The sequence below is a fragment of the Dorea sp. genome (assembly GCF_977044405.1).
Window position 1 is genome coordinate 18,856 of the sequence record NZ_CDRRQK010000024.1, and the last position, 25,356, is coordinate 44,211.

Sequence of the window (25,356 nt, forward strand, 5' to 3'; positions counted from 1 at the left end):
ATATGAGTATTTGGAATGATATGGGAATGGTATATGCACTTCTTGGTGCGGCAGTAGCAGTTTTCCTGGCAGGTGCAGGATCTGCGATCGGAGTAGGTATCGCAGGACAGGCTGCATCCGGAGTTGTAACAGAAGACCCGAGCAAATTCGCAAAAGTACTGATCATGCAGCTGCTTCCTGGTACACAGGGAATCTATGGACTGCTGGTTGGTTTCATTACATTATCTAAGATCGGACTTCTTGGCGGCGGCGCAGCGGACATTGATCCTAAGACAGGACTTCTGATCCTGGCAGCTTGCCTTCCAATCGGTATTGTAGGTCTGATTTCAGGAAAAGCACAGGGAAAGACAGCAGCCGCAGCAATCGGAATCGTTGCAAAGAAACCGGATCAGTTTGGTAAAGCAATGCTGTTCCCTGCAATGGTTGAGACATATGCAATCCTTGCACTTCTGATCTCTATTCTTTCAGTAACAGCAATTCAGGTATAGAAGGAGTGTGAAGGACAATGGCTGGATTAGAAAAGATCAAAAGTCAGATCCTTAACGAGGCAAATGTAACAGCAGATGCAAAGATCGAAGAAGCGAAAGTGCAGGCAGAAAAGATGAAGCTTGCGGCGCAGGAAGAAGGCACCAGACAGGCGGAAGCCATTCTGAAAAAATCAGAAGCAGAGATTACATCTTATAAGGAGCGTGTAAAATCTTCCATCGATCTTCAGCGCAGGACCAGATTCCTGGAAGCAAAACAGGGGATGATCGCAGAGATTCTGGAAAAGGCTTATGAGAAAGTGACAAATCTTGAGCCGGATGAATACTACAAACTTTTGCTATCGGTTCTTGAAAAACACGTGCTGCCTCAGGAAGGAGAGATTTATTTCTCCGTAAAAGATCTGGAAAATATGCCGGTAGGATTTGGCAAAGAAATAGAACAGACCGCGCAGGCAAAAGGCGGCAAACTTACTGTTGCCGGAGCCGGCAGGGATAATATTGAAAATGGATTCATTCTTGCGTACGGTGGAATTGAAGAAAACTGTACGATCAGGGCAATGTTTGATGCGAAGCGGGATGAACTGTCTGATATCGTTCACCGGCTGCTCTTTGTATGACACACAGAGTGTCATAAGAACCAATAGGAATGTTCAGATACCAGGAATGTTCAGAAATGGAGGAACAACATGAGTGAACAATATACCTATGCGGTCGCAAGAATCCGGGCCCTGGAAGTGTCCCTGTTTTCTGACAGTACCATCGATCAGTTGATTGCGTGCCAGAATTATGATCAGGCACTGCAGTTTCTGGAAGAAAAAGGATGGGGGGATACAGAAAGCAGCGGAGATGCTGAAAAGATCCTGACAAGAGAAGAAGAGAAGATCTGGGAAGTGGTAAAAGAACTGTCGATTGGGATGGAACATTTTGATGTGCTTTCTTATCCAAAGCTTTTTCATAATTTAAAAGCGGCGGTAAAGGAAGTGTGCACCGGGGAGAAGAACAGACATATCTATTATGAAGATGTGCGTATCCCGGGAGAAGAGATGCGAAAGATCGTAGAAGACAGAGACTTTGGAAAGCTTCCGGACAGTATGCGCACAGCGGGAGAAGAAGCATACGAGACACTTCTTCATACAGGAGACGGGCAGCTCTGTGATGTGATCATAGACCGGGCGGCACTGGATGCCATCTATCAGGCAGGAAAAGCTTCACCGGATAAGATCATACAGGATTATGCAGAATCGACAGTGGCGGTGGCAGATATTAAGATTGCTGTCCGGTCACAGAAGACCGCAAAATCAACGGAATTTATGAAACGGGCAATGGCAGAATGTGATTCTCTAAGTATAAGCCAGCTTTCAAAGGCAGCACTTAGCGGTATGGATGCCATCTGTGAATACTTAAGAGGAACAGCTTATGCAGAAGGTGCGGATGCACTTTCGGAGTCGGCTTCGGCATTCGAAAGATGGTGTGATAACCGGATCATCCAGACGATCAGCCCGGAGAAATATCATGCATTTACAATAGGACCGGTAATTGCCTATGTGATTGCAAGACAGAATGAGATTAAAACGGTACGAATCATTTTATCAGGAAAGCAGAATGAACTTCCGGATGATTCGATCCGGGAAAGGGTAAGGAAAATGTATGTATAAGATTGCAGTATTAGGCGATTACGACAGTATCTTCGGATTCGCAGCACTGGGCCTTGATACATTTGCCGTCCAGACCCGCGAGGAAGCCGCAGAGAAGTTACACCAGCTGGCACAGGGAGGATATGGGATCATCTATATCACAGAAAAGCTTGCCGCTGAGTTACCGCATGAAATAGAAAAATATCAGGAACAGGTCACACCGGCGATCATTCAGATACCGGGTATTGCAGGTAATACAGGTGCCGGAGTTGCAGGTGTGAAGAAATCGGTAGAACAGGCTGTCGGTTCCGATATTATATTTGGCAGCTAAAGGAGGTTGATTCGTCCGTATGAGTACAGGAACGATTAAAAAAGTAGCAGGACCGCTGGTCATTGCAAAAGGAATGCGTGACGCCAATATGTTTGACGTGGTACGTGTAAGCAACCAGCGTCTGATCGGAGAGATCATAGAGATTCACGGAGATGAGGCATCCATCCAGGTATACGAAGAGACATCGGGACTTGGACCTGGAGAGCCGGTAGAGTCCATGGATGTACCAATGTCAGTAGAACTTGGACCTGGACTGATCACAAGCATATATGATGGTATCCAGAGACCACTGGATGATATCATGAAGATCTCCGGTAATAACTTAAAACGAGGTGTAGAAGTTGCTTCGTTAAAACGAGATAAAAAATGGGAATTCGTCCCGGTTGCAAAAGTTGGTGATGAAGTAGAAGCAGGTGACGTACTCGGAACTGTGCAGGAAACCATCGTTGTACAGCAGAAGATCATGGTTCCTTACGGAGTAAAGGGAACCGTTAAAGAAATCAAAGCCGGAACATTTACCGTAGAAGAAGTAGTAGCAGTGATTGCTACAGAAAAAGGTGACAAAGAACTTACCATGATGCAGAGATGGCCGGTACGAAAGGGCCGTCCGTATCAGAAGAAACTGCCGCCTGTAAAACCACTGGTAACCGGACAGCGTGTTATCGATACATTCTTCCCGATTGCCAAAGGTGGTGTGGCAGCCGTTCCGGGACCTTTCGGAAGTGGTAAAACAGTTATCCAACACCAGTTGGCTAAGTGGGCAGAGGCTGATATCGTGGTTTATATCGGATGTGGAGAACGTGGTAATGAGATGACCGACGTTCTGAATGAATTCCCGGAACTGAAAGATCCGAAGACCGGACAGTCACTGATGGAAAGAACCGTACTGATCGCAAATACATCGGATATGCCGGTTGCAGCCCGTGAGGCTTCCATTTATACCGGAATCACGATTGCAGAATATTTCCGTGATATGGGATATTCCGTAGCGCTGATGGCAGATTCTACATCCCGTTGGGCAGAGGCACTTCGTGAGATGTCAGGACGTCTGGAAGAGATGCCTGGTGAGGAAGGTTACCCGGCATACTTAGGTTCCCGTCTGGCGCAGTTCTATGAAAGAGCAGGACACGTGGTATCCCTTGGTAAAGAAGGAAGAGAAGGAGCACTTTCTGTTATCGGAGCCGTATCTCCTCCGGGTGGTGATATCTCCGAACCGGTATCACAGGCAACCCTTCGTATTGTAAAGGTATTCTGGGGACTGGATTCCGCACTTGCGTATAAGAGACATTTCCCAGCCATCAACTGGCTGACCAGTTATTCGCTGTATGTTGACAATATGGCAAACTGGTTTAATGAAGAAGTGGCAGCAGACTGGATGGAAGACCGTCAGAAGATGATGACGATCCTTCAGGAAGAAGCCGAGTTAAATGAGATCGTACAGATGGTAGGTATGGATGCGCTGTCACCGACTGACCGACTGAAGATGGAAGCAGCAAGATCGATCCGTGAGGACTTCTTACATCAGAATTCATTCCATGAGATCGACACTTACACGCCGCTTCGCAAGCAGTATCTGATGATGAAACTGGTACTGGCATTTTATGAGAAATCTGTCGATGCACTGAACAAGGGTGCAGACATGAACGCACTGATCGCCATGCCGGTAAGAGAAAAGATCGGACGTTATAAATATACAACAGACGCCGATATCGAAAGCGAATATAAGAATGTAGAAGAAGAACTGGATAAAGAAGTTGCGGCTGCATTCGGGAAGGAGGACTTCTAAATTATGCCAAAAGAATATAGAACCATACAGGAAGTTGCCGGACCGCTGATGCTGGTACGCGGTGTTGAAAATGTAGCCTATGATGAATTAGGTGAGATCGAACTTGCAAGCGGTGAGAAACGCCGCTGCAAGGTTCTGGAAATTAATGGAAATGATGCACTGGTGCAGTTATTCGAAAGTGCCACGGGTATCAACTTAAGTAACAGTAAAGTTCGTTTCCTCGGACGAAGCATGGAACTTGGTGTATCAGAAGATATGTTGGGACGTGTCTTTGATGGACTGGGCCGCCCGATCGACGGAGGACCGGAGATCCTGCCGGATGAAAGACGTGATATCAACGGTCTGCCTATGAACCCGGCAGCTAGAAGCTATCCGGAAGAGTTCATCCAGACCGGTGTATCTGCCATCGACGGACTGAACACACTGGTACGTGGACAGAAGCTCCCAATCTTCTCGGCATCCGGACTTCCACATGCCAATCTGGCAGCACAGATCGCAAAGCAGGCAAAGGTACGCGGAAGCAATGAGAAATTCGCTGTAGTATTTGCTGCTATGGGTATTACATTCGAAGAGTCTAACTTCTTCGTAGAATCATTCAAAGAAACAGGAGCTATTGACCGAACCGTATTGTTCGTCAACCTTGCAAATGACCCGGCCATCGAGCGTATTTCCACACCTCGTATGGCACTGACAGCAGCAGAATATCTGGCGTTCGAAAAAGACATGCACGTACTGGTAATCATGACAGACATTACCAACTACGCAGATGCACTCCGTGAAGTATCTGCCGCACGTAAGGAAGTACCTGGACGTCGTGGATATCCTGGATATATGTACACTGACCTTGCAACTTTATATGAAAGAGCCGGAAGACAGAATGGTAAGAAGGGTAGTATCACACTGATCCCGATCCTGACTATGCCGGAAGATGACAAGACACATCCAATCCCGGACCTTACCGGATACATCACAGAAGGACAGATCATCTTAAGCCGTGATCTGTACCGCAAAGGTATCAAACCTCCGATCGATGTACTGCCATCCCTGTCCCGTCTGAAAGATAAAGGAATCGGAGAAGGCAAGACGAGAGCCGATCATTCGAACACGATGAATCAGCTGTTCGCAGCGTATGCACGAGGAAAAGATGCAAAAGAATTAATGACCATCTTAGGAGAAGCAGCTCTTACCGATATCGACCTGGTATATGCAAAATTTGCAGATGCATTCGAGAAAGAATATGTATCCCAGGGATACGATACCGACAGACCGATCGAAGAGACACTGGAGATCGGCTGGAAGCTGTTGTCTATGCTGCCTAGAGCAGAGCTTAAGCGAATTGATGATAAGTTCTTAGATATGTATTATGGTAAGCAGTAAGCCATGCGCAGATTGGTCAGATATGGAATGCAGGTTAACCTGCGATTCCATATCTGGCAAGATGCATAGGGCGTCAGCCCTCAGCGAGAAGAAGCAAAGCGGATTCGAGCTGGCATGGCGTCTGGTATATAAAAAAGTAAAGAAAGGAGTGATACTATGGCGTCAACCCAGGTAACCCCTACCCGTATGGAACTGACCAGGACCAAGAAAAAACTGGTCACAGCCATAAAAGGTCACAAACTTCTGAAAGATAAACGAGACGAACTGATGCGTCAGTTCCTGGATCTGGTAAAAGTGAACATGGAGCTTCGGGAAAAGGTAGAAGCAGGTATCCGCTCTGCCAATAAAAACTTTGTCATAGCCAAAGCAGGTATGGACGAAGCAACCCTGAACACCGCTTTGATGGCTCCGAAGCAGAAAGTAGATCTGGAGGTCGGACAGAAGAATGTCATGAGTGTGGATATTCCTGTATTCGAGACGAAGACCAGAACTGCAGATGCGAACGACATCTATTCATATGGATTCGCATTTACATCCAGTGATCTGGATGGAGCCGTAAAGTCCCTTGCAGATATCCTGCCGGATATGTTAAAGCTTGCAGAGACAGAAAAAGCCTGCCAGTTAATGGCGGCCGAGATCGAAAAGACCAGAAGACGTGTCAACGCCCTGGAGCATGTAATCATTCCGAATGCGCAGAAGAATATCAAGTATATTACGATGAAGCTTGACGAGAATGAACGAAGCACCCAGATCCGTCTGATGAAGGTGAAAGATATGATGTTGGAAGAAGCACATCATTATAAAGAAAAAGAGTAAAGCTCATATTGAAAAAATCCGCAGAAGTAAGTTGGAAAAGCTTGTCTCTGCGGATTTTTTAAATCGCCATGCGTTCGGAAGAAAGCTGCCAGTGGCAGGTTCTGTAGATACTAAAAGAACATTACGGAGAGAGAAATAGTAATAATACAGAAAAAACAAAGTAATTAACAGAGCGTGTTATTGTCTACAGGGTTGTTAATTTGTTCATGTATTTGAATGAATTTGGAGAGATGAAAGAGTTGTAAAAAGTTCACAAAAAATCAACATTTTTAAAATGAATATTGAAAATAAAAATCAGGCATGTTATCGTATCGACACGCAGATAAATTCTAATATCTGCAATGCATCTATAAGTTACCAATTCATTTATTTCAAACCAATATGATCAGTGGGAAGAATCCAAAATGAAAAATACAACAGACAGATACTACATGCCTGGTAAAAGAAGTTGACCGTATATACTGGTATATATAAAAAAACTGTGTTATCATATTCATAAAGATAAACAGCTCTTCTTTACAGGGAACATATCTGTACAAGAGAGGAGAGCCATTTATGAACCAAAGAAGATCATTAAAAGAATTCAACTTGTTGAATGAAGTTTTGATTGTGATGATTACGCCGTTTGATTTGTTTGGATATGGCTTATATCGTTATACATTCCAGATGAAATGTGAGGAAGTTCCGGAATTGAAACTGGATGATGGAGCAACGAGAATATTTCTGAATACACGAGGGGAACATCCAGAGCTGGTATCACCAGAATTGATAGAACTTTTGAAGTATATGGAACATAGTACAGATGAAGTGTCGGGATCATGCGAAAGTAAACGAATTCAAGAAATGCATAGACGTGTTTGTCAGATCAAAGCAAGTGAAAAGACAGAGGTGAAGTATATGCAGACGTGGGAAGAAAAGATACTGATAAAGCAGGAGGGAATTGCAGAGGGAGAAAAAAGGCTTCTCGTGAGTCAGATTCAAAAGAAATTAGCTAAAAATTATTCAGCAGAACAAATTTCGGAAATCTTGGAAATTGATATCTCGAAAGTAGAGAATATCGTTGAAGAGATACAGAATGAAAAAGCTGTTGAAGAATAATGCTGAAAGGCTACTACTGTAGAAGTACAGGGGAGCCTTTTTTTCTGTATCGGCATAAGTTTGTAAGAAATAGGCAGCTACAGGAATTGTAATGTTATCAGTAGAACTGTTTTATGTTGTGTGAGTAGAATTCTTGACAAATCACTACTATGTGATACAATATAGTTAAGAACTACTATATTATACAAGGTAGGTGAAAATATGTATGATAAGTCACAATTAATGAAAGGAACTTTGGAAGGGTGTATCTTACAGATTTTATCAGAGACGGTTACATATGGATATGAGATTGTAACGACATTGACAGAGTTTGGATTTGAAGATGTAAAAGAAGGCAGCATATATCCGTTACTTGTACGACTGGAAAAGAAAGGAATGATCTCTTCAGAATTACGGCCATCGCCGCTTGGTCCAAAACGAAAATATTATTCGTTGACGGCTGAGGGGCAGGCATATTTACAGGAATTTATCAAAAGCTGGACGGAAGTACAATCTTCAGTAAACAGAATTTTAAAAAAGGAGGGGTAGATTATGTTGACGAAGAAAAATAAAAGAATGGTTCGGAAGATGAAAAAGTACATCAAGACATTTCCGCTTACAGAAAAAGAAATTGACAAGATGGTTGAAGATATCGTGGGAATGGCGGAAGAAGCACAGGAGCGCAATGAAGATTTTGAAATTGTACTTGGAAAGCCGGTTCATGAATTCTGTGATGATTTGATCTATTCGGTGGGAGGAATCAAGGCACCGGGAGGACGGAAATTACTTAGAGGAACTTCGATATATTTTCAGATATTAGGGCTTTGGGGAATTGTAGGTTGTTTGATTAATATTTGCTTTTTGGATGGAGAACGTGTGCATGCGTTATGGGTGCTTGCTTTTGCAATCGGCGTGTGGTATCTGGGACATTACGGTGAGGCGAACTGTAATAATACAGAAAAAACAAAACAGTTAACAGTGGGCGTTGTTATCTATATGGTTGTTAATTTGTTCATGTATTTGAAGGAATTTATTATTGCAATAGATATGGGAAAAGCATTTTTGAAAATGTCAGATTTTCCAATTTTGATTATTGGAATGATTGCTAATCTGGGGCCGGCGATTCTGTATCTGATTGGAGCAAGAAGGAACAGACCGGCAGAAGAGCAGATGGAAGTTGTGAACAGATAACAAAATGCGAATTTTCTTTTTATGATTAGGTATATGAAGATATTAATGGCTTTGCTTTTGAATATAGAGTATCAGGAACTCCTGGGGAAGATGAAAGAGTTGTAGAAAGTTCACAAAAAATCAGCATTTCTAAAAGGGATATTGAAAATAAAAATCAGGCATGTTATTGTATCGACACGCAGATAAATTCTAATATCTGCACTGCATCTATAGTTACCAATTCATTTACTTCAGACCCAGATAATCGGGGGGAAGAATCCAAAATGAAAAATACAACAGATAATACATGCCTGATAAAAGAAGTTGATTGTATATACTGGTATATATATAAATTCTGTGTTATCATATTCATAAAGATAAACAGCTCTTCTTTACAGGGAACATATCTGTACAAGAGAGGAGAGCCACTTATGAACCAAAGAAGATCATTAAAAGAATTAAACTTGCTGGACAAATTTCTATTCGATGAAGCGATGGATGATCCGGAAAATGTTAAGACAATGCTGGATATTATACTAAGTCAGAACATGATGCTAAAACATCCACCACAGACAGAGAAAGAACAGAGGACATCTACGGATAATCGGCAGATCCGGCTTGATGTCTATGCCATGGATGAAGATGATGGAGCAACGAGAATATTTCTGAATACACGAGGGGAACATCCAGAGCTGGTATCACCAGAATTGATAGAACTTTTGAAGTATATGGAACATAGTACAGATGAAGTGTCAGGATCATGCGAAAGTAAACGGATTCAAGAAATGCATAGACGTGTTTGTCAGATCAAAGCAAGTGAAAAGACAGAGGTGAAGTATATGCAGACGTGGGAAGAAAAAATACTGATAAAGCAGGAGGGGATTCGGGAAGGAATTGCAGAGGGAGAAAAAAGGCTTCTCGTGAGTCAGATTCAAAAGAAATTAGCTAAAAATTATTCAGCAGAACAAATTTCGGAAATCTTGGAAATTGATATTTCGCAAGTAGAGAATATCATTGAAGAGATACAGAATGAAAAAGCTGCTGAAGAATAATGATGAAAGGCTACAACTGTAGGAGTACAGGGTAGCCTTTTTCTCTGTATTAAAAGTAAGAAATATTAAGAAAGGTGCTGTAGAATCTCCCAAAGGAATAGAGTATAATCAAAATTAAGAAATTACGAAAAGAGGACCAGCCTATGAAATTAATGACAGAATCTATCTATATCGGACACGACATGAAGCGGTTCAATGAGGTACGGGATGCACTGGATCTGGCGAAGATTCCATACAAACATAAAGTGAGAAATCAGGATTCCGAGTGGCTTTTCCCTGGAAAAGGAACGAAGAGATCCCAGTTTGGAAGCATCGGAGTAGATCAGGACAAAGTGTATGAATATGAAATTCTGGTGAGGAAGGAAGATAAAGAAAGAGCAGAAACATTGCTTGCAAAATACTAAAAGGCATAAAGAATAAAAATAAAAAGGATACGATTATATTAATGAAACAAGAAGGAAAATGGAGATTCACATATTTCCTGATAAAACGAATCTTTATTCTATTGATAGAAGCAATCCTCATCCTGTTTTCCTATATAGGAAATCTGGTAAACCGCCCGCTGCTAATCATACTAATTATCGGCTTTGCATATAGCGTTATCCGCCTGTGCTGCATAATCGATGATTTTATAAAGCCACCAGTCCGCAAATATATGGAATATAAAGGAATGAAGACAGGAAGAGTCTTCAGACGTTGGGATTCCTCAAAAGGAGAAGAAATAAAGCATTTCAAGCCGGATCAATGGATATACGGAAAATTCAGCTTTCATATGGAGGACAAACCATATGGATACATGGAAATCTACTGGACGATAGACAGTTTACTACGGCTGATTAATTCCAGGATTTTCATAGATTCTAAGATACGTATGGAATGGCTGAAAGGATTGCGGCTGCGGGAAGAGACCGGGATCTTAAAAGGATATCTGAAAGGAAATGTAGTACAGGAACTGGCAGAAAAAGAAGGCATGGCAGAAGTCATCTACTATCCATATTCAGGAATCATAAAAGAAGTAAAGGTAGTCAAACCAAAAAGCATAGACCATCAGATAGAAGTCTGGCATCAATGGAATAAAAGATATGAATATATGCAGATGAACAATATCCAGGATGACAAGGCATTTGATCTGATCTATGAGGGATTAAAGAGACTGTCAAATGGAAAAATCATATATCGGAACTACGGTGAAAAAACAGACTTTCAGAAACTGAAGTTTCAGGAATTGGACAACAAAGAAATAAAAGACAAGATACGAAATGAAAAAGAAGTATATGTGATTGTAAGCCGTCCGGAGAATAAACTGACCTTAGAGCCTGGGAAAAAAGCGCAAGATCAGATGCTAGAACGCCAGATATGGGATGGACAATTATATGCACTGATGCATTTCTATGATGAAAAAAATGTTGAGATTATGGGAATCACAGAGATCAAGACAATGAAATGGCTGATGAAAGAATGCAGAAGCAGAGGATATGACGTACATGAGGTATAATCTAAAAAAAGATTTGCAAAACATGTAGATGAAAAAGTGCCAGTGACAAATCAAACAAATACGAGAGTATTCAAAAATCATCACTGGCAATACTAATTTTATAAAAGAAAAATATAACACAAGATTATTCCGTGGTATCACGTCGAATCAATACCGGTGTAATCTGTTTATGAATCGGTTCTTTTAAAGGAGCCGGTTTTCTTTTTTTCATTTCATTCATCTGGAGTACCAAAAGTTCCATAGCAGTCTGGGCGATTTTTTCAATCTGCTGTCCAACAGTTGTGATCGGGAGGATTGCTTCACTTGCGATAGGAGAATCATCGAATCCAACAATCTGATAATCCTTCGGAAGTTTTCCGTATTTCTGGAATATCAGGTTCAGGAACATACTGGCATAAGTGTCGTTTGCAAGAAAGACTCCCTTTTTTTGTGCCGGATATTTCTCTTCTATTTCATCAAATATATTCTTTAGCTGAGCTAAAGTTTCCTGATAAGTATTTCCCATATCTCTTTGAATCAATTCGTGAGCAATATGATGTTCATTACAGATATCTTCAAATCCCTGGATACGCCCATAAGTTGGGAGTGTGTCAGAAAATATGGAATTGATATGCAAAATGACATCACATTTATTATGTATTAATAAACTGGTTGCCTGAACCCCTCCTAGATAGTTATCGGTAGACACACTGCAGACGTGGTCACATTCCCGCTCAATCGTGACGACTGGGAGTTTATAAGAAGCAAGCTCTTCAGAAGAAATGGTATTGCTTAAGACAATAAGCCCTTCAATCTTATAAGCCATCAGTTCATGGATATATTTTTCTTCTATCTCTTTTTTGTTATTCCCAATGAATACAAGAAATTTATAATTATACTTTTCATAAGTGGAAAGCAGCTGATTTAACATCTCGGAATAATAATGGAGATACAGGTTGGGAATGATAATTCCAACAAATTCACTTTTCCCGTTGGCCAGTACTTTGGCAAGTTTGTTTTCCTGGTATCCAAGAACATCCAGAGCCTGGGCGATTTTTCCCTGATTTTCTAAAGTTAGAGAATCTGGATTATTGAAATATCTGGAAATAGTAGTCTTTGAAAAGCCGGTATAGGCGGCAATATCTGCAAAAGTTACTTTTTTTTGTTTCATGTAAAACCTCTTTCATATTAAAAACAGGGAATTCCAATATTGCGAACGGTTTCCCTGAAGTTTATTTCGATTATATACGTTATCAGTATAACAAGTGTATATAAAAAAATCAAACAAAAATAACCGGTTAAGTAACCGGTTATACTTTTTCTTCAAAATATATTGACAAGTGATGAACCAAGTAGTATTATGAGCACATAAAGTAACCGGTTACTTAACTGGTTACACAACCGTAAATCTGAAAGGAGAAAGATATGAAAAAAAGAACAGTAGGGATCCTGCTGGCAACATTCTTTGCACTGGCGTTGACGGGATGTGGAGACAAGCAGCCACAACCAGGAGAAGTAAAAGGATATGACAAAGGCGAAGAATATCTTTCTATCTGGGTACATTCAATCGAAGACACAGAAGAAGGACAATGTTACAGGAAAGCCGTAGATGCATTTAATAAGAAATATGATGGCAAATATTTTGCAGACATTGAGTTTATTCCAAGAAATGACAGCGGCGGTGGTTATTCGGACAAGATTAATGCGTCAGTTATGTCGGGAGATCTGCCGGATGTACTTACTGTTGACGGACCTAATATCGCTGCGTATGCAGAGAATGGAATCATCCAGCCGCTTGCAAAATTAACGGATGAAGAAAAGAGTGTGTACCTGGATTCCATTATTCAGCAGGGAACGTATAATAACAAGCTCTATGCACTTGGAGCAATGGAATCCAGCGTGGGACTTTACTATAACAAAGACATTCTGGCTGAAGCAGGAGTGGAAGTTCCGGATGCAGATCATCCATGGACCTGGAGTGAATTCACAGAGGTGTTAAAGAAAGTCCAGCCAATCGTGGAAAAGAAAAAAGGGTATGCGCTGGATATGACATTCCCGACAGGAGAGGCAACCATTTATTATTATGCACCATTCTTCTGGTCAAACGGAGGAGACTTTGTAAGCAAGGATGGACTGAGTGTAGATGGAGTGTTTAATTCCAAAAAGAATCTGGAGACAGTGAATTATTTCAAATCACTTCTCGATAACGGTTATATGTCGAAAGTTCAGATTACAGACTTATTCGAAAGCGGAAGAGCAGCATTCAAATTTGACGGGGCATGGGAGGTAAATACAATTTACAATAACTATCCGGATGTGAACCTCGGAGTTGTGCCGTATGTAGTATCTGATAACTGGGATGGCGGAAGATATACACCAACCGGTTCCTGGGCATTTGCAGCTTCATCGGAGACAAAGAAACTGAAAGGGGCAACAAAGCTGGTACAGTGGATGAGCGGTGTAGAAAGCGGAAAACGTCTGTGGGATGAAAGTAAGAGTTTTCCATCTACCTATGAAGCATTTGAGAGCAGTCCGATTTTTGAAAAAGATGAAAATTATAAAGCTTTATATCAGCAGCTTAGCAAATATGGACACCCAAGATCAAAAACTCCTGTATATCCGCAGGTGAGTGCGTCGGTGCAGGAAGTGCTGGAAAATTCAGTACTTACCGGCAATGATGCAAAGACAGAACTGGATAAATCTGTAGAAAGGATTAACGCAAAATTAAAGCGTTATGTGATGAAATAATGAAGAAAAGAACAGAATCCATTATGGGAATGGCGTTTTTTGGCCCGGCATTGGTATTGCTTACGATATTTTTATTTTTGCCGATGATTCTGACATTGATCTTTAGTTTTACTGATTTCTTTGCCCTGAATCCGAGCCTGACGCATTTTGTAGGACTGGATAACTACATTCAGATATTCAAAGATGACGTGTTTTCACAGGCATTTTTTAATACCGTAAAATTTGTGATCATCATCGTGCCATTGCAGGGACTTGGAGCTTTGGGACTGGCACTTCTGATCAATAAAGTAACACATTGTAAAAAGTATTTTAAAGTAGCATTCTTTGTACCGGTGGTAATGTCGCTTGCGGTTGTATCAACACTGTGGATCCAGATCTACAGCCCGGAAGGAATCATGAATGCAATCCTTTCTTTCTTTGGAATTGATGCACAGCCTTTTATCAACAGTGCAAGCCAAGCGCTTCCATCCATTGCGGTTATGAGTGCATGGCAGGGAATGGGATATCAGATGATCATCTTCCTTGGTGGAATCCAGGCAATCAATCCGGCACTTTATGAGGCGGCAGAGATGGATCATGCAACACCATGGCAGAAATTCAAAGATATCACACTTCCAGAATTAAAACCATTATGTGTATTTGTACTTATTACAATTACGATCGGTGCGTTCCGTATGCTGGTACAGCCAATGGTCATGACAGGTGGAGGACCATCAAACTCAACCTATACAGTAGTGTACGATATTTATGAAACAGGTACGGTTAACTGGGAAATCGGTCTTGCGTCAACAATGGCTATCGTATTTGCATTCTTTGTAATGATACTGACTGTGATCCAGACGATTGCAACAAGAGATAAGGAGGATCAGAATGTTAACAAAAAAGCAAAAAAGAAATAATTGGATACTGACGATCGTACTTCTGATCGTATCACTGTTGTTCCTGTTCCCGGTTATCTGGATGCTGGCCAATTCATTTAAACCGGATGCGGCGATCACGGCTGACATGAACAGTCTGGCAGCATTTATTCCGCCGGCACTGAATGGCAATTTCTTTGAAAATTACGTATCTGTATTAACAAATACAGGATTTGTAAGATATATGTGTAACACGTTGTTTTATGCGGCAATCCTGATCGTACTTGGAGTGATCGTAAATGGACTTGCAGGATATGCGCTGGCTAAGATTAACTTCCCGTTCAGAGAACGCTGGCTTTTGATCATTATGCTTCTGATGATCGTGCCTATGGAGACGATCATTACGATCCATTTCCTGATCATTGCGAAACTGGGACTTTTGAATACGGTACTTGGATATGTTCTTCCGATGATCGTAAATCCATTTAACATCTTCCTGTTCCGTCAGGTATTCTTAGGACTTCCGGATGATGTATATGAGGCAGCACAGCTGGATCACTGCGGACCGATAAAATACTTTTTTACCATGGTTCTTCCAATGTCAAAAAGTGTAGTAGCAACGGTTAGCGTATTTACATTCTTAAATGTCTGGAATGATTATCTGTGGCCGTCACTGGTATTTACTTCCAGTGATCTTCTGACCGCACAGATTGGTCTGAATGCGATTACGTCAAATGAAAATACAACGACAGGACAGACACTTGCAGTTATCACAATGGTAACAATTCCGGTCATTATTATCTATTCACTCTTCTCAAAACAGATTGTAGAAGGAGTAATATCAACAGGTTCCAAGGAGGGCTAAAAGATGAGCTTTATCGAATTTAAAAATATATGTAAAAAATATGCAGGAAACGATAAGAATTCCGTGACAGACTTTAACTTAGATATAGAAGAAAAAGAATTTATCGCATTTGTCGGACCATCCGGATGCGGTAAATCCACAACACTTCGTATGATCGCAGGATTTGAAGAGATTACAAGTGGAGACCTTTTTATTGATGGAAAACGTGTGAATGAGGTTGCACCGGCAGACCGTGGAATCTCTATGGTATTCCAGAACTATGCATTGTATCCACATATGACGGTAGAAAAGAACATTTCTTATGGACTGAAAAACATGAAGGTTCCTGCAGATGAGATCAAGAAAAAAGTAGACTGGGCAATCGATATCCTTGGACTGGAAGAATATCGCTACCGTAAGCCTAAGAACTTATCCGGTGGACAAAGACAGAGAGTGGCACTTGGAAGAGCAATCGTAAAAGATCAGAAAGTCTTCCTGATGGATGAACCACTTTCTAACCTGGATGCAAAACTGCGTGTCAGCATGAGAAACGAAATTAGTAAGCTACATAGAAATCTGGGCAGCACAACAATCTATGTTACACATGACCAGGTAGAAGCCATGACAATGGCAGACCGTATTGTAATCATGAAAGATGGCGTGATCCAACAGGTGGGTAAACCAATGGATCTGTATGAACATCCAGTGAACAAATTCGTTGCAGGATTTATCGGTTCTCCGCAGATGAACTTTTATGATGTAAAAGTAGAAGGAAGAAATCTGATCTTCAAAGATGGAAATAAGATAGAACTTCCGGAAGCAATCGCCAATCGTATTGCCGGTTATTCAAAAGTGATCATGGGAATCCGTGGAGAAGATATTAAATTTGATACAGCCAATCTGGATGTGTACGGTAGCCACCAGAAAGCAGTGATTGACAATACAGAAATTATGGGAAATGAAAACAACCTGTATTTTGATTTTGGTGGAAGCGTTACGATCGCAAGAGTCTCTAAATATGAAGTAAGTACCGTGGGCGATGAAGTAGAATTTACATTTATGCCACATAAGATGCACTTTTTTGACAAAGAGACAGAAAAAGTAATCGGAGCAGAATAATATATTAGAATAGAAGAGGAAAAATATATGCTTGAAAAAGCCAACGAATATATCAGACAGAATCGCATAGATGAAAAAGAAAAGCAGATGTTTCATGTGACTCCGGAAGTTGGATGGATGAATGATCCAAATGGCTTCTCTGTATATCAGGGGAAAGCACATTTATTTTATCAATTCTATCCATATAAAACAGAGTGGGGACCGATGCACTGGGGCCATCAGGTGACAGAAGATCTGGTAAAATGGGAAGCGTGTCCGGTAGCTATGGCACCGGATCAGGACTATGATCATATCGGATGCTTTTCAGGAAGCGCAGTAGAAGCAGATGGAAAGCATGTGCTGCTTTATACGGGAGTAAGCCAGAAAGATGGAAAAGAAATCCAGAATCAGTGCATTGCTATAGGGGATGGAAAGACCTATGAAAAATGGCAGGATAATCCAGTCATCAGAGGTGATATCATGCCGGAGAAGTTTGACAGAAAAGATTTCCGCGATCCGAAGATGTGGAAAAAAGATGGCAGATATTATTGTGTTGCCGGAAACCGCTACGAGGAAAATTGCGGTCAGGTAGTCTTATTTAGCAGTGCAGACTATAAAAACTGGCAGTATGAAAAAGTTCTTTTGAGAAATGATGGAAAGAATGGAGATATGCTGGAGTGTCCGGATTATCTGGAATTGAATGGATATCCGGTCATCATCTGTTCCCCGCAGAATATGCATGCAGAAAAATATGAATTTCATAATGGTCATAATTCCATTTATATAATTGGAAATCCGGAAAAAGAAATATCAGATTTTGCGTGGGAGAAAAAGAGAAGTCTGGATTATGGACTGGATTTCTATGCACCACAGACGACAGAACTTCCGGATGGAAGACGGATTATGATCGCATGGATGAAGTCCTGGGATGCCCGTGTCATGACAAAAGGACAGAAATGGCATGGAATGATGACACTTCCAAGAGAATTAGAGATCAAGGATGGAAAAATCTGGCAGAGTCCGGTAAAAGAACTGGAAAAATATAAAAAGAATCCGGTCATCTATAAAGAACAGAAAATTAGTGGTCCAGTATCGTTAGAGGGCATTCACGGACGTACGATAGATATGACAGTAGAATTTACTGATGAAATAACCGGGGAATTTTCCATAGATGTAGCACATAATGAGATGTATACGACAACATTTACATACGATGGGGAAAAACATTTGCTGGAAATTGATCGTACCTATAGCGGTGTGGATGCAGATGTTGTATGCACGAGAAAAATTGAGATCGCGGATAAAAACAATGCGCCGAAATTACATTTTATCATGGACAGATATTCCGTCGAAGTATTTATCAATGATGGTGAACAGGTGGCGAGTACAGTGGTTCCGACGCCGGTGGAAGCAGATCAGATTCTATTTACAAGTGATAAAGAATGTGTTGTAAATATACAGAAGTATGAAATAGAGATATAATTAATACACAGAACAATCATCCCCTTCAGATTTACAAGACCAGAAGGGGATATATTATTAGGAAAGAGGAAGATGCACCATGTGATGTAAGCCGGCATACTATAATATAGATAGAACCGCCAAGGAGCAAAAGGAATATGGAGAACAAATTACCGTTCTATATGACCTATCCGGTTCCTATGTTATATGATGATGACCGGAATGCAAAAAGAGACTATGATTATATGAAGAGTATCTATCCGGAGACTGCCAAACGGGTGCTCCCTCATGTAGAGGAAGAATGCGACCGGATGGAATACGACGGAAGCATGATGTATGACGAGTACCCGGATCGGTTACAGTTGCGGCTGATGTGCCGCAGGATCTACGATAAGGCAGAAAAAGAAGAAGAGAATCCAGGTACCTGGCTGATGGATCTGATTGAAGTTATGACATTTCAGGAATTGTGCAGAAGAAGGGCAGAACACCGGGGGATCAGAAAAAAGTTGTACTGATACCGGGAAAAACCGTTACCGGCAGTACAAGTCACATATTATGGAAACGATAGAGAGGGCAGTGGGAAAATGCTTCCACTTCGCCCTCTTGTGTGTTATACTGAGCGTGAAATGTACCTATATATTATATGTAGCATGAGTGCATTGACAGAGAAGAAATATATACGAAATGAAAAATAAAGATATAAAGATACGACAATACAGGAGGGAACATCATGGCTTGTGACAACATCATTTTCATCGGAATGCCTGCAGTAGGAAAAAGTACAGTTGGCGTAGTAATTGCAAAGAGACTGGGATATAAATTTGTAGATACAGATATATTAATTCAGGAGTCAGAAGGAAAACTTCTGAAAGATATCATTGCAGATGTAGGACCGGATGGTTTCCTCAAAGTAGAAGACCGTGTAAATGCACAGGTGGAAGCAGAACATACCGTAATCTCACCAGGTGGAAGCGTGGTATATTGCGAGAATGCCATGAAACATTATAAAGAGATTGGAAAAGTGGTATATTTAAAAGCATCTTTTGAGACAATAAACAGCAGATTAAAAAATGCAAAAGGACGCGGTGTGGTACTGCGCGATGGTCAGACGCTGAAAGATCTATATGATGAGAGGGTAAAGCTTTTTGAAAAATATGCAGATATCACGGTGTGTGAAGATGATCAGAAAATTGAAGAGACGATAGAATCAGTGCTGATTGCACTTGGAGAGCAGTAAATCAGTAAAAAAGGGGAAAGAGCTGCCACTATTTATTCGTAAAATCTACCATATATATAGTAATATCAGGATAAGAGTAACGCACATGTTACAAATAGATTACATAACTATAAAAAATATTTTACAATCGAAAAATTTGTGCTATAATATGCGCGAACCCTAATAAAAAATGGGATTTCAGCTTTACAAATTGAGAAAATTTAACGATAATAATTAAGAGATACATATACAACCGATGCAAGGAGACTTTCATCGGACATAGTCCTTGGCAGAATTGCAGAGGTAGTTTGTGAACATAGAATATGAAAAAAGTACGCATATTCATGATTCATATATAAGATGAGAAATATTTGAGATAAAAATTTAAGATATAAATAATTAACGAAACATAGTGAGTAGAAATAGATAAATATTAATGAGGTGTAATTCATGGAACAGTATATTATAAAAGGTGGTCATCCACTTGTGGGAGAAGTGGAAATTGGTGGAGCAAAGAATGCAGCATTGGCAATTCTGGCAGCAGCAATTATGACAGATGAGACCGTATTGATCGATAACTTACCGGATGTTAATGATATTAACGTGCTGATTGATGCAATTGAGGGGATTGGAGCACAGGTACACCGTATCGACCGTCATACTGTAAAGATTAATGGATCAACAATCAAAAATGTTGACATAGAATATGATTATATTAAGAAAATCCGTGCGTCATATTATCTTCTTGGCGCATTACTTGGCAAATACAAACGTGCAGAGGTAGCACTTCCGGGTGGATGCAATATCGGAAGCAGACCGATCGACCAGCATCTGAAGGGATTCCGTGCCCTTGGAGCAGATGTAGATATCGAGCATGGCAAGATTGTTGCAGAAGCAGATGCCCTGATCGGAAAACACATTTACTTTGATGTAGTAAGTGTTGGTGCGACAATTAACGTAATGATGACAGCTGCTATGGCAGAGGGACTTACAATTATGGAAAATGTTGCAAAAGAGCCGCACGTGGTTGATGTTGCAAATTTCCTGAATAGTATGGGAGCAAATATCAGAGGTGCAGGTACTGACGTAATCAAGATTCGTGGGGTAGAACGTCTGCACAGTACAGAATATTCCGTTATTCCAGACCAGATCGAAGCCGGAACATTCATGTTTGCAGCAGCTGCAACAAAGGGTGACGTAACAGTACTGAATGTGATTCCTAAGCATCTGGAAGCAACGATTGCCAAACTGGTAGAAATCGGATGTGAAGTAGAAGAATTTGATGACGCAGTACGCGTAGTATCAAAGGGGGATCTTACAAGTACACATGTGAAGACACTTCCGTATCCGGGATTTCCTACAGATATGCAGCCGCAGATTGGCGTTACACTGGCCTTATGTAAAGGGACAAGTATTATTACAGAGAGTATCTTTGAAAACAGATTCAAGTATCTGGATGAGCTTGCAAGAATGGGTGCCAATGTAAAAGTAGAAGGTAATTCTGCAACTATCGAAGGTGTAGAAGAATTCTCCGGAGCAAGAGTTAGTGCACCAGACCTTCGTGCAGGAGCAGCACTTTGTATCGCAGGTCTTGCAGCGGATGGAATCACAATTGTTGATGATATTGTATACATCCAGAGAGGTTACGAAAGATTCGAAGAGAAGCTTCGCAGCATTGGTGGAATCATCGAAAGAGTAGATTCTGAAAAAGCAATTCAGAAATTCAAATTAAAAGTAGGCTAGATGATACATTTTCTTAGGTGAGTCTATTGACAGTGCAGGGAAAATAGAGTAAAGTCTTAGTCGTACAAAAGAAGTAACAATATTAATAAAAGCAAACTTTCTCTTATTCAGAGCAGTGGAGATACAAAGGATCTGTGAAACTGCGGCAACCCCAGTGAAGGAAGGTGCCAACCTGAGCGAGTGATCGAACAATAAGAGGATTGGTTTATGAAGATATAGAACCGTCCACTTATGCGAGTGGACGGTTTTTTTACCAAAATGTACAAGAGAAGTTGTCAGTGGCAAGTTCTCGGTAAGAAAATCCCGGGAGAAAGAATGCAGGAACCGTTTTTAGAAAAGAAGGAGAGAAAAACGTGGAAAAAAGATTATTTACATCAGAATCAGTAACTGAAGGACATCCGGATAAAATGTGTGACCAGATCTCAGATGCCATCCTGGATGCATTAGTAGCACAGGATCCAATGAGCCGTGTTGCATGTGAGACAGCAACTACAACAGGTATGGTACTTGTTATGGGTGAAATCACGACAAATGCTTACGTGGATATCCAGAAGATCGTTCGTGATACTGTAAAAGAGATCGGATACACAAGAGGAAAATATGGATTTGATGCAGAGACATGTGGTGTCATCACAGCCATCGATGAGCAGTCAACAGATATCGCTATGGGTGTTGACAAAGCCCTGGAAGCAAAAGAACATACGATGTCAGAAGAAGAGATCGATGCAATCGGAGCCGGAGATCAGGGAATGATGTTTGGATATGCTTCTGATGAGACACCAGAATATATGCCATATCCAATCGAGCTGGCACACAAGCTGTCAAGAAGACTTACAGAAGTAAGAAAGAATGGCACACTTCCATACTTAAGACCAGATGGAAAGACACAGGTAACTGTAGAATATGATGAAAATGGTGTACCATCACGTCTGGATGCCGTTGTATTATCTACACAGCATGATCCAGAGGTAACACAGGAGCAGATTCACAAAGACATCAAGAAATATGTCTTTGATGCGATTATTCCAGAAGGAATGGTAGATGCAGATACAAAATTCTTTATCAACCCGACAGGACGTTTTGTAATCGGTGGACCTCACGGAGACAGCGGACTTACAGGACGTAAGATTATTGTAGATACTTACGGTGGAATGGCTCGTCACGGCGGTGGGGCTTTCTCTGGAAAAGACTGCACTAAGGTAGACCGTTCAGCGGCTTATGCAGCACGTTATGTTGCAAAGAACATCGTAGCAGCAGGACTTGCCAAGAAGTGTGAGATTCAGTTATCTTATGCTATCGGTGTTGCACATCCGACATCTATCATGGTAGATACATTTGGAACAGGTGCATTAGAAGATGACAGACTGGTAGAGATCGTTCGTGAGAACTTCGATCTTCGCCCGGCAGGAATCATCAAGATGCTGGATCTTAGAAGACCAATCTACAAACAGACAGCTGCTTATGGACATTTCGGACGTACAGACATTGATCTTCCATGGGAGAAACTTGATAAAGTAGATGATCTGAAAAAATACCTTTAAAAATATTTCTGAAAATTTTCAGATGGAATGAGGGTATAATCCCTGTGGAAATTTTATGATGGATTATTTATAAAAATTTTATAAAAGTTTATGGGTGCTTTGGTGTGAAGCACCCATTTTTCATGCTATACTTTTAAGCGGAGGACAGATCATATGAAGTTAAAAACGCGATTAGTAATAGCATTTTTTACAATTATAATTATACCGGTTCTTGTAGCGGCGATGATGGTATCACTGGTGTGCAGGTATCAGATTGGAGTAGTTGAAAAAAATTATGGCATAACAGGAACAACGGTTTCAGATTTTACGAATTCGATGCAGGTATTAGCAAGAGTTACGGAAAAATCATATCATGAACTCAGACAGATGGCAGATGATGCAAAGTCCATGGAAGATGCCACAGAGCTGGACCGGTTTAATAAAAAGCTTGAAGAGAAGAATGCCTATCTCCTTGTGCGCAAAGGAAGTACAATTGTGTATACAGGAAGCGATGATGACGGCGTGAAGGCGGTCATAGAGCAACTTCCAATGTATGGGGATACAGACACGACTTCAGATAACGGGATCTATCTTGGCGGTGATGCGGAAGCTTTGGTTAAGCAGGTGGATTTTGAATATGAAGATGGCGGAAAAGGAAGCGCATTTATTGTATCGGACGTATCCAATGTAATTCCGGAAGTCGGGCAGTTCTTTTTGAAAATTATGATTGGAATTGTATGTATCTTAGTACTTACATCAGCTGGTCTGATCATATGGATATACAGGGCAGTCATGGGACCAATCGGGAAGATGCAGACCGCAGCACAGAATATCAAAGAGGGAAATCTGGACTTTGAACTTAAGCCGGAAGCAGATGATGAACTTGGAAAGCTCTGTCAGAGTCTGGAAGAGATGCGTAGACGCTTAAAAGACAGTGCAGAAGAAAAGTTAAAATACGATAAAGAAAGCAAAGAGCTGATCAGTAACATTTCCCATGACCTGAAGACGCCGGTAACGACGATCAAAGGATATGCGGAAGGAATTATAGACGGAGTCGCAGATACGCCGGAGAAGATAGACCGGTATGTAAGAACCATCTATAATAAAGCAACAGAGATGAATACACTGATCAATGAGCTGACACTGTATTCTAAGATTGATACGAATAAGATCCCATATAATTTTAATATTGTGTCTGTCAATGCATATTTTGACGACTGTGCAGATGATCTGTCAGTCGAGCTGGAAGCGCAGAATGTAGAGTTTGGATATTTTAATTATGTGGAAAGAGATGTAAGGATTATCGCTGATGCAGAGCAGATCAAGCGAGTAATCCATAACATTGTGAATAACTCATTAAAATATATGGATAAGCCAAAGGGAATGATCAATCTCCGGGTCAAAGATGTAGGAGATTTTGTCCAGGTAGAATTAGAGGATAACGGGAAAGGAATTGCGGCAAAAGATCTGCCAAATATTTTCGACCGCTTCTACAGAACAGATGCATCACGGAACTCTTCCACAGGAGGAAGCGGCATCGGATTATCGGTAGTAAAGAAGATCATAGAAGAGCATGGCGGTAAGATCTGGGCAACCAGCAGGGAAGAGACAGGAACAACAATGTACTTTGTACTTAGAAAATATCAGGAGGTACCGGTGAATGAGTAAGATATTGATAGTAGAAGATGAAGAAGCAATTGCAGATCTGGAGAGGGATTATCTGGAACTCAGTGGATTTACAGTAGAGGTTGCAAATGATGGAGATACAGGTCTTCAGAAAGCACTGAATGAAGATTATGATCTTCTGATTCTGGATCTGATGCTTCCTGGAACAGATGGATTCGACATCTGCCGCCAGGTAAGAGACGTGAAGAATACTCCGATCGTAATGGTATCGGCAAAGAAAGACGATATTGATAAGATCAGAGGACTTGGACTTGGTGCAGATGATTATATGACAAAACCATTCAGCCCAAGCGAGCTGGTAGCAAGAGTAAAAGCACATCTGGCAAGATATGACCGTCTGACCGGAAGTGCAGCGGAGAAGAATAAAGTGATCGAGATCCGTGGACTAAAGATTGATACAACAGCAAGACGTGTGTGGGTGAACGGAGAAGAACGTACATTTACAACAAAGGAATTCGATCTGCTGACATTCCTTGCAAGCCATCCGAACCATGTATACTCAAAAGAAGAATTATTCCGTGAGATCTGGGACATGGAATCCATCGGGGATATTGCAACTGTAACCGTGCATATCAAGAAGATTCGCGAAAAGGTAGAAGTAGATACATCCAACCCACAGTATATTGAGACGATATGGGGTGTGGGTTATCGGTTTAAGGTGTAAAGATATTATAGAACTATAAAAAAATATTTTTATAAGTATATTGAAATGAAAAATTGCATATGATATAATAATGATAGGCAAAAGATATCAAGTATCCATGAAAAAATGCTGGTAAGCAAAAAGATGTTATGTGTCCATAGGATACAAAAAACCCCCCGGCGGTGTGTGAGACCTCCGGGGGGTTATTCAATTTTAACAAAAGTTAGCAAGAATTCTCCTTCCTCTACAGGTGGGAGATGAATTGCAGAAAAAGAACATAGAACGCTTGTTCTATATTGTGAAGTATGGTATACTATAATCAGTCGAAAGAATAGAAA

25 protein-coding genes and 1 riboswitch are annotated in these 25,356 nt (G+C 41.0%); of the genes, 24 read left to right on the forward strand and 1 reads right to left on the reverse strand.

The genetic code is table 11. The features are described from left to right. Positions 1–2: 2 nt before the first annotated feature. From ACWJAF_RS10945 to ACWJAF_RS11005, 13 genes are all read left to right on the forward strand, one after another. Positions 3–488, forward strand: coding sequence for a V-type ATP synthase subunit K (locus ACWJAF_RS10945; protein WP_296033258.1), 486 nt, complete (start codon positions 3–5; stop codon positions 486–488). Positions 489–505: 17 nt separating this feature from the next. Continuing rightward, positions 506–1,102, forward strand: coding sequence for a V-type ATP synthase subunit E (locus tag ACWJAF_RS10950; protein WP_448863911.1), 597 nt, complete (start codon positions 506–508; stop codon positions 1,100–1,102). A gap of 69 nt (positions 1,103–1,171) precedes the next feature. Further along, entirely contained in the window at positions 1,172–2,140 is a 969-nt protein-coding gene (locus tag ACWJAF_RS10955) for a V0D/AC39 family V-type ATPase subunit (protein ID WP_448863913.1), read from the forward strand. Further along, complete coding sequence (locus ACWJAF_RS10960) at positions 2,133–2,450, forward strand: V-type ATP synthase subunit F (protein ID WP_296033255.1); 318 nt, start codon at positions 2,133–2,135, stop codon at positions 2,448–2,450. Before ACWJAF_RS10955 ends, ACWJAF_RS10960 begins: the two co-directional genes overlap by 8 nt. 19 nt (positions 2,451–2,469) lie before the next feature. Beyond that, complete coding sequence (locus ACWJAF_RS10965; RefSeq protein ID WP_448863916.1) at positions 2,470–4,236, forward strand: V-type ATP synthase subunit A; 1,767 nt, start codon at positions 2,470–2,472, stop codon at positions 4,234–4,236. A gap of 3 nt (positions 4,237–4,239) precedes the next feature. Continuing rightward, complete coding sequence (locus ACWJAF_RS10970) at positions 4,240–5,613, forward strand: V-type ATP synthase subunit B (protein ID WP_117597586.1); 1,374 nt, start codon at positions 4,240–4,242, stop codon at positions 5,611–5,613. A gap of 156 nt (positions 5,614–5,769) precedes the next feature. After that, positions 5,770–6,429 carry a V-type ATP synthase subunit D gene (locus ACWJAF_RS10975; RefSeq protein ID WP_448863918.1) on the forward strand — a complete coding sequence of 220 codons (660 nt, stop codon included), beginning with the start codon at positions 5,770–5,772 and terminating at the stop codon, positions 6,427–6,429. 555 nt (positions 6,430–6,984) lie between these two features. Then, complete coding sequence (locus ACWJAF_RS10980) at positions 6,985–7,527, forward strand: hypothetical protein (protein WP_448863920.1); 543 nt, start codon at positions 6,985–6,987, stop codon at positions 7,525–7,527. A gap of 201 nt (positions 7,528–7,728) precedes the next feature. Further along, a complete protein-coding gene (locus tag ACWJAF_RS10985; RefSeq protein WP_448863921.1) occupies positions 7,729–8,055 on the forward strand; it encodes a PadR family transcriptional regulator in 327 nt (108 codons plus the stop codon). A 3-nt stretch (positions 8,056–8,058) separates the two neighbouring features. After that, a complete protein-coding gene (locus ACWJAF_RS10990; RefSeq protein WP_448863923.1) occupies positions 8,059–8,697 on the forward strand; it encodes a hypothetical protein in 639 nt (212 codons plus the stop codon). A 410-nt stretch (positions 8,698–9,107) separates the two neighbouring features. Beyond that, a complete protein-coding gene (locus ACWJAF_RS10995; protein WP_448863925.1) occupies positions 9,108–9,728 on the forward strand; it encodes a hypothetical protein in 621 nt (206 codons plus the stop codon). Positions 9,729–9,871: 143 nt separating this feature from the next. Continuing rightward, on the forward strand, positions 9,872–10,132 hold the full coding sequence (locus tag ACWJAF_RS11000; RefSeq protein ID WP_448863927.1) for a hypothetical protein: 261 nt from the start codon (positions 9,872–9,874) through the stop codon (positions 10,130–10,132). Between the two features lie 41 nt (positions 10,133–10,173). Continuing rightward, entirely contained in the window at positions 10,174–11,223 is a 1,050-nt protein-coding gene (locus tag ACWJAF_RS11005; protein WP_448863929.1) for a hypothetical protein, read from the forward strand. A gap of 124 nt (positions 11,224–11,347) precedes the next feature. Here the strand turns inward: ACWJAF_RS11005 and ACWJAF_RS11010 are convergent, their stop codons facing one another. After that, positions 11,348–12,373, reverse strand: a complete 1,026-nt coding sequence (locus tag ACWJAF_RS11010) for a substrate-binding domain-containing protein (protein ID WP_448863930.1) — start codon at positions 12,371–12,373, stop codon at positions 11,348–11,350. Positions 12,374–12,627: 254 nt separating this feature from the next. On the opposite strand from ACWJAF_RS11010, the gene ACWJAF_RS11015 reads away from it, so the two are divergent. From ACWJAF_RS11015 to ACWJAF_RS11065, 11 genes are all read left to right on the forward strand, one after another. After that, positions 12,628–13,950 carry an ABC transporter substrate-binding protein gene (locus ACWJAF_RS11015; protein ID WP_448863932.1) on the forward strand — a complete coding sequence of 441 codons (1,323 nt, stop codon included), beginning with the start codon at positions 12,628–12,630 and terminating at the stop codon, positions 13,948–13,950. After that, positions 13,950–14,849, forward strand: coding sequence for a carbohydrate ABC transporter permease (locus tag ACWJAF_RS11020; protein ID WP_448863934.1), 900 nt, complete (start codon positions 13,950–13,952; stop codon positions 14,847–14,849). The genes ACWJAF_RS11015 and ACWJAF_RS11020 overlap by 1 nt, the downstream gene beginning before the upstream one ends. Further along, positions 14,821–15,672, forward strand: coding sequence for a carbohydrate ABC transporter permease (locus tag ACWJAF_RS11025; protein WP_448863936.1), 852 nt, complete (start codon positions 14,821–14,823; stop codon positions 15,670–15,672). The genes ACWJAF_RS11020 and ACWJAF_RS11025 overlap by 29 nt, the downstream gene beginning before the upstream one ends. 3 nt (positions 15,673–15,675) lie before the next feature. Then, positions 15,676–16,770 carry an ABC transporter ATP-binding protein gene (locus ACWJAF_RS11030; protein WP_448863938.1) on the forward strand — a complete coding sequence of 365 codons (1,095 nt, stop codon included), beginning with the start codon at positions 15,676–15,678 and terminating at the stop codon, positions 16,768–16,770. 27 nt (positions 16,771–16,797) lie between these two features. After that, positions 16,798–18,231 carry a glycoside hydrolase family 32 protein gene (locus ACWJAF_RS11035; RefSeq protein WP_448863941.1) on the forward strand — a complete coding sequence of 478 codons (1,434 nt, stop codon included), beginning with the start codon at positions 16,798–16,800 and terminating at the stop codon, positions 18,229–18,231. Between the two features lie 137 nt (positions 18,232–18,368). Further along, complete coding sequence (locus tag ACWJAF_RS11040) at positions 18,369–18,725, forward strand: hypothetical protein (protein WP_448863943.1); 357 nt, start codon at positions 18,369–18,371, stop codon at positions 18,723–18,725. 215 nt (positions 18,726–18,940) lie between these two features. After that, entirely contained in the window at positions 18,941–19,447 is a 507-nt protein-coding gene (locus ACWJAF_RS11045) for a shikimate kinase (protein ID WP_296033516.1), read from the forward strand. A 429-nt stretch (positions 19,448–19,876) separates the two neighbouring features. Further along, positions 19,877–21,169: a UDP-N-acetylglucosamine 1-carboxyvinyltransferase gene (locus tag ACWJAF_RS11050; protein ID WP_448863945.1), complete on the forward strand. Its 1,293-nt coding sequence runs from the start codon at positions 19,877–19,879 to the stop codon at positions 21,167–21,169. A gap of 100 nt (positions 21,170–21,269) precedes the next feature. Further along, a riboswitch (SAM riboswitch) is annotated at positions 21,270–21,367 on the forward strand. Positions 21,368–21,522: 155 nt separating this feature from the next. Then, complete coding sequence (metK, locus tag ACWJAF_RS11055) at positions 21,523–22,710, forward strand: methionine adenosyltransferase (protein WP_296033514.1); 1,188 nt, start codon at positions 21,523–21,525, stop codon at positions 22,708–22,710. 153 nt (positions 22,711–22,863) lie between these two features. Further along, entirely contained in the window at positions 22,864–24,357 is a 1,494-nt protein-coding gene (locus tag ACWJAF_RS11060; protein WP_296033512.1) for a sensor histidine kinase, read from the forward strand. Then, positions 24,350–25,039 (forward strand): response regulator transcription factor, encoded by a 690-nt coding sequence (locus ACWJAF_RS11065; RefSeq protein ID WP_028086630.1) that lies wholly within the window; start codon positions 24,350–24,352, stop codon positions 25,037–25,039. The genes ACWJAF_RS11060 and ACWJAF_RS11065 overlap by 8 nt, the downstream gene beginning before the upstream one ends. Positions 25,040–25,356: the final 317 nt, after the last annotated feature.